The sequence below is a fragment of the Burkholderia sp. LMG 13014 genome, assembly GCF_905232215.1.
Classification (GTDB): Bacteria; Pseudomonadota; Gammaproteobacteria; order Burkholderiales; family Burkholderiaceae; genus Burkholderia.
This window is the reverse complement of record NZ_CAJNKE010000357.1, coordinates 1-6,254: the sequence shown is the minus strand read 5'-3', so window position 1 is coordinate 6,254 and position 6,254 is coordinate 1. Positions and strand designations below refer to the sequence as shown.

5 protein-coding genes and 1 pseudogene are annotated in these 6,254 nt (G+C 68.1%); 2 read left to right on the top strand and 4 right to left on the bottom strand.

The window, feature by feature from the left end; all coding sequences use genetic code 11:
• Together JYJ84_RS37940 and JYJ84_RS25885 are read right to left on the bottom strand one after the other, a co-directional pair.
• Positions 1-178 (bottom strand): annotated as a pseudogene (locus tag JYJ84_RS37940) (ABC transporter permease); the annotation flags it as partial.
• Complete coding sequence (locus JYJ84_RS25885) at positions 175-1,098, bottom strand: ABC transporter substrate-binding protein (RefSeq protein WP_174961833.1); 924 nt, start codon at positions 1,096-1,098, stop codon at positions 175-177. The pseudogene JYJ84_RS37940 and the gene JYJ84_RS25885, both read right to left, overlap by 4 nt.
• Positions 1,099-1,265: 167 nt before the next feature.
• Here JYJ84_RS25885 and JYJ84_RS25880 point away from each other — a divergent pair, with 167 nt between their 5' ends.
• Entirely contained in the window at positions 1,266-2,195 is a 930-nt protein-coding gene (locus JYJ84_RS25880; protein WP_174961835.1) for a 2-hydroxyacid dehydrogenase, read from the top strand.
• Positions 2,196-2,216: 21 nt separating this feature from the next.
• Here the strand turns inward: JYJ84_RS25880 and JYJ84_RS25875 are convergent, their stop codons facing one another.
• A complete protein-coding gene (locus JYJ84_RS25875; protein ID WP_175223387.1) occupies positions 2,217-2,585 on the bottom strand; it encodes an NUDIX domain-containing protein in 369 nt (122 codons plus the stop codon).
• Between the two features lie 470 nt (positions 2,586-3,055).
• On the opposite strand from JYJ84_RS25875, the gene JYJ84_RS25870 reads away from it, so the two are divergent.
• Positions 3,056-4,318 carry a Zn-dependent hydrolase gene (locus JYJ84_RS25870; protein ID WP_175223386.1) on the top strand — a complete coding sequence of 421 codons (1,263 nt, stop codon included), beginning with the start codon at positions 3,056-3,058 and terminating at the stop codon, positions 4,316-4,318.
• 227 nt (positions 4,319-4,545) lie between these two features.
• On the opposite strand, the gene JYJ84_RS25865 is transcribed toward JYJ84_RS25870, so the two are convergent.
• Positions 4,546-6,254 (bottom strand): Xaa-Pro dipeptidyl-peptidase (locus JYJ84_RS25865; protein ID WP_205189604.1); only part of this gene is annotated, 1,709 nt, incomplete at its 5' end.

The window sequence follows — 6,254 nt, the reverse complement described above, 5'->3', positions numbered from 1 at the left end:
CGCCTTGCAGGGCCGGTAGCGCGGCAAACACCGACAGGTCGGTGCCGGCCGCGATGCGGTTCGGCCGCAGCACCGCGAACGGCAGGCCGAGCACGGCGACGATCGTCAGGACGCCGATCAGGATGCCGACCTTGTCCGCCGTGATGCGCCGCGCGGACGCTGCCGCGCGACCGGTCATTTAACGAAGCCCTTCGCTTTCAGGTAGCTTTTCGCGACGCCGGCGGCCGGTTCGCCGTTGATCTGGATGCGCGCGTTCAGCGTCTGCAGCGTCTTCAGGTCGAGGCTCGCGAATACGGGCTTCAGGTAGTCGGCGATCTGCGGATGCGCTTTCAGCACGGCTTCGCGGATCACCGGCGCGGGCGCGTAGACGGGCTGCACGTGCTTGTCGTCGTCGAGCACCGCGAGGCCGCTCGACGAGATCCCGCCGTCGGTGCCGTAGACCATCGCGGCATTCACGCCGTCGGTCTGGTTCGCGGCGGCCTTGATCGTCGCGGCCGTGTCGCCGCCGGACAGCACGACGAGCTGGTCGGGCTTCAGCTTGAAGCCGTACGCTTTCTCGAACGACGGCAGTGCCGACGCGCTGTTCACGAATTCGGCCGACGCCGCGAGCTTCACCTTGCCGCCGCCCGCCACCCACTTGCCGAATTCGGAGAAGGTCTTCAGGTGCTGCGACTGCGCGACCGGCGCGAGCAAGGCGACGCCCCACGTGTTGTTCGCGGGCGCCGGGGTGAGCCATACAAGGTGGTTCGCCGCGTAGTCGAGTTGCTTCGCGGTGTCGTAGCCCTGGCTCGCGTTCTTCCACAGCGGATCGTCGGCCTTGTTGAAGAAGAACGCGGCGTTGCCGGTGTATTCGGGGTAGATGTCGATCTCGCCGCTCGTGAGCGCCTTGCGCACGATCGGCGTGGTGCCGAGCGCGATCTTCTCGGTGACGGCGATGCCATGTGCCTTCAGCACCTGCGCGATGAGGTTGCCGAGCAGGTTGCCTTCGGTGTCGATCTTCGACGACACCACGACGGGCGTGTCGGCATGCGCGCCGGGCGCGACGAGGGTAGCGGCGAGCGCGAGGCCCAGGATCCGGGCGGGCAGGGCGAGCTTCATACGGGCCATTCTCCAGGACGGGGGCGTACGCCGAAAGTTACTTGACTGAGCCGGCTTTGGCAAACCAGGTGAGGCGGCGTGCCCACAGCCCGTGTGGGGATTACCCGCATCCGTCGTGCGGGCTTGTTACACTGAAATCCGTTCCCGCCTTGCCGACACTTCCTGACATGAAGCCCGAGTTGCTGGTTCTCATCGCATTGCGCGGCGACGCGCATCGCGAGATCGCCGCGTCGTTCGACGTGCGCCTTGCCCCGACATCCGAAGCACGCGAACGCGCGATCGCCGAACACGGCGGCACGATACGCGCGGTGCTGACCAACGGCAGCACGGGGCTCACCGCTGCCGAGATCGATCGTCTTCCGCAACTCACGTTCGTCAGCGCGCTCGGCGCCGGCTACGAGCACATCGACGTTGCGCACGCCAAGGCGCGCGGCGTTACCGTGGTCACGGGCGCGGGCACCAACGACGATTGCGTCGCCGATCACGCGTTCGCGCTGCTGCTCGCGGCCGTGCGCAACGTCGTGCAGCTCGATGCGAAAACCCGCGCGGGCGTGTGGCGCGATGGCCTTGCGATGCCGCCGAACGTGTCGGGCAGGAAGCTCGGCATCGTCGGGCTCGGCAAGATCGGCGAGAAGTGCGCGCGCCGTGCGGCCGGCTTCGACATCGAGACCGGTTATCACAATCGTTCGGCGAAGGACGTCCCCTACCGCTATTTCGACCGCGTCGACGCGCTCGCCCGGTGGGCCGATTTCCTGATCGTCGCGACGCCGGGCGGCGCGGGCACGCGGCACCTGATCGATCGCGCGGTGCTCGACGCGCTCGGCCCCGGCGGGTTCGTCGTCAACGTGTCACGCGGCAGCGTTGTCGATACCGCTGCTTTGGCGGACGCGTTGCGCGAAGGGCGCATCGCGGGCGCGGGGCTCGACGTGTACGAAGGCGAACCCGAGCCGCCGCGCGCGCTGACGGATCTCGACAACGTCGTGCTGACGCCGCACATGGGCGGCTGGTCGCCCGAGGCGCTCGACCGCTCGGTGCAGCAGTTCATCGACAACGCCGCGCGGCATTTCGCGGGGCAGCCGGTGCTCACGCCGGTGTGAGGGCGACGCAGCAGGCGCGCATCAGGCCGCCTGCTTGCAGAATTCCCAATAGAACGCCGGCAGGTTCGCCGGCTTGTCGGCATCGAGGTCGATCCACGTGAACTGGTTGTGCTCGTCGCTCAGGACGATTTCATGACGATCGACCTGGCACTGGAAGCACACGATGAGCACGCGCTTGCCTGGCACGACCTCGCACGAACGGCTTGCCACGTAGCGGATCGTCGATGCGACGATCCCGCATTCCTCCTGCACTTCGCGCGTGACGGTTTCTTCGAGCGATTCGCCCGCTTCGGGCCAGCCGCCCGGCAACTCCCATTCGTCGCGCGGATTGCGCAGGAACAGGACCGATCGGCCGTCGCGGACGATGGCTTTGGCGCTGATGGGGATCATGTGGATTCACCGTTGGCATGCGACTTTCGCAGCCTATCGCAGGTGTTCCCTTCGTGCAGCGCGCTCCCGCCGGCACCGACCGGCGCGCAGGCGGGGGCGGCCGTGCCGTTACGCGGGAAGCCGGCGAGGGGCTACGCATCCGTGGACGATGAAGCCAGCGGCACCGTCACCGACTGGCCGGCCGGATCAGGCGTCCGATGGTGCGGCAGTTTCCCGACGACGCGCCACGGCATGTCACGGGGCAGCCGGTGCGCATGCCGCTGTGACGGCGGCTCGTGCGGCAGATCCGGCTGCTTCCGTGCGTCGAACCTGAAGTCGGCACGTATTTGTACGGAACCGGCGCGCGAAGATGAAAAAAAGTTGCGTCCAGATGGCCAATTGAGAGCCGAAATATCGATCCAGCTGAAATAACATTTCACTCCATCACGTCCGGCAACTGGCCGGATGCGTGCCGCACATGGAGACGATCGATGCATACCCCTGTCGTACCGCAGCCCGCGCTCGAGCTGGATGGAGCGCTGCTTCTCGACCAGCTGAGACGGCTCGGCGAAGTCGGTGCCGATCCCGACGCAGGCGGCCGGACCCGTATCGCGCTGACGGACGACGAGCGGGTCGGCCGTGATCTCGTCGTCGAATGGATGCGCGAACTGGATCTCGACGTCCGGATCGACCGCATCGGCAACATTTTCGGCACGTTGCGTTCGGCAACCGACGACGGCAGCGAGCGCCCGTTGATGATGGGCTCGCATATCGACACCGTGAAAAACGCCGGCGCACTCGACGGGTGCTATGGCGTGCTGGCCGGCCTCGCCGTCGTGCGCGCGTTTCGCGACGCCGGGCTCAAGCCGCGCCGCTCGATCACGATCGGCGCCTTTACCAACGAAGAGGGCATTCGGTACCAGCCGGACATGATGGGCTCGCTCGTCCATGTCGGCGGCATGCCGGTCGACGCGGCGCTGGACACGGTCGGCATCGACGGCACGCGCCTGGGCGACGAACTCGCGCGGATCGGCTATGCCGGCGATCTCGAACCGGGCGCGATCGTGCCGCACGAATACCTCGAACTGCACATCGAACAGGGGCCGATCCTCGAGGCCGAGCGGATTCGCATCGGCGTGGTCGAGAGCCTGCAGGGCATTTCATGGCAACAGGTCACCGTGCAGGGGAATGCGAACCATGCCGGCACGACGCCGACGCATCTGCGGCATGACGCGGGCTGGGCGGCGGCGGCGATCGCGACTTTCCTGCGCGAGCTGGCGGTGGCGAGCGGCACGACGCTCGCGACGATCGGCATGCTGCGCATCGAGCCGAACGTCATCAACGTGATTCCGCGCAAGGCCGTGTTCACCGTGGATCTTCGCGATCCGGACGAGCTGCGCCTGCAGGACGCGGAGCTGCGTCTGGCCGACTATCTCGACAAGGTGGCGGCGGAGGAGGGTGTCAGGATCACGACCGAACGTCTGGTCCGGTTCGAACCGGTCGTGTTCGATGCGGGGCTTGCCGAGGAGATCGAGGCGTCGGCCGCGCGGATGGGATTCTCGAACCGGCGCATGACGTCGGGTGCCGGCCACGACGCGCAAATGATCGCGCGCATCGCGCCTGCGGCGATGATCTTCGTGCCGAGTCGTGGCGGGATCAGCCACAACCCGCGCGAGCATACCGACGACGACCAGCTCGTCGACGGCGCGAAGGTCCTGCTGGATGTCGTGCTCAAGCGCCTGGCGGCGCACTGAGCGTCGATCGGGCCCGTCGCGCTTGCCGCTTGCTGCGGCCCTGGAGCAACCGGGTCATGCCGGTTGCCAATTCGCGCGCGGTGCATGACGTACCCGTGTGAATCAGCGATTTTGCAGACGGCGTGTTCACGGGATGACGACGTTCCGCCGCCCGTGAAGCACCCCGACAGACGATCGATGTTGCGCATGCGGTCGTTCCCGACCGCATGCGCATCACTTGCTTCAGGTCACGACGACACGAGCGGCACCGTTACCGACGTGCCGGCCGGATCGAGCGTCAGGCCCGTGCCCGGCGTCGGCCGCAGCGTGGCCTCGTTGTCGCTGGACAGCACGACGAGCCCCAGCCGGTGGCCGGCTTCCAGCTTGTAGTCACGCGGCATGAACGTCAGCTTCAGGTCGTACGGCATCCCCGGCAGCACGGGCTCCGAGCGCCACTCGGAGAACCGGTTGCGCGGATCGGTCCACGCACGCGTGACGATCGTGGCCGTACCGTCCGGCGCGCGGTCGACCAGCAGGGCCGTCACGTTGGCCACCGCCGAGAAGGTCAGCCTGACGCGTGCGGTCGCGGCGCCGGAAAGGCGTGTCGCGGCCGTGAGCGGCGCGGATTCGAACCGGCTGCGGTTCTCGCCCGTCGGCGTGTTCGCCAGCGTGAGCGCGGTAATGCGCGCATCGTCGGTGAAGCGCGCGAGCGGGCCGCCGCTCGGCAGCCGCAGCAGCGTGCCGGTGCCCGCGCCGTCGCCGCCCGCGAAATACGTGACCGACGTGGCGTGGCGGGCGGCCCAGTCCGCTTCCTTCAGCAGCGTGCCGTCCGCCTGCTCGATCACGGCGCGCGGATCGCGTTCGACACCGTTGTCGAAACCGATCAGGTAGCGCGTGAACCAGCGGTTCACCTCCGCGGTCCACGCATCGGCCATCGCCGGCACGCGGGTCGGGTCGGTGTGCTTCAGGCGATGCAGCCACAGCTGCGTCGGCACGCCCTGGCGCCGCATCGCGAGATGCCACGCCGTCGACTGGTCGACGCGCACGTTGTCGTCGGTCAGCCCCTGCGCGACGAGCGCCGGCGCGACCGCGAACGCGGTCGGGATGTCGCGCGCGGCCCAGAACGGCGAATAGTCGCCGGTCTTGCGGTCTTCCTGCTGCAACGCTTCATCGATCAGGTGCGTGCAGCGCTCCGGATGCGCGTTCGTCAGCAGCGCCTTGATGTACACGTCGACGTCTTCGCCCTGATAGCCTTCCGGCGCACGCACGAGCCCGCCCGAGCGGTAGTAGCCGTACATGTTCGTCAGCCCGGCGACCGGCACGATCGCGTCGAGCCCGCGCGTGCGCAGGCTCGCGACCATCTTCGGCAGCGTGCCGTCGTACGACACTCCGTACATGCCGACGTGGCCCGTCGACCAGTTCGCGACGACCGTCTTGCCGTTCGCGTCCTTTGCGGTCGCGTCGCGGCCGAGCCAGCGGATCACCGATGCCATCGCAACCGATTCGTCGCGCGTGAGGATCGTCGGGCAGCCGTCCGAGCCGGCGGTGCCGAGCGAATCCGCATAGACGATCGTGAAGCCACGCGGGATGAAGTAGCCCTCGATCCACGAGCGCCCGGCGGCGGCTGCTTCGACCTGCTGCAGCATCCGCACCTGCGGCGCGGCGGCCATGATGCGTGCGGAGGCGCCGGTCGCTGCCGTGGCCGCCGTTGCCGCATTGGCGGCCGGATGCGGCGTGCCGTCGAGTTCGACGTCGACGTTGTGGTCGGGGCTGTCGGCGAGGCCCGCGTAGTACGGGCTCGCGAGCACGATGACGGGGGTGCGTGCGCCGTTCGCGGTTTCGGTCGGGCGCACGATGCGCACGTGGATGCGGTCGCGCGTGCCGTCGCCGTCGGAATCGACCGGCGTGTCGACCCACGCGTTCTCCTCGATCGTGCCGCCCGACAGCGACGGCTGCA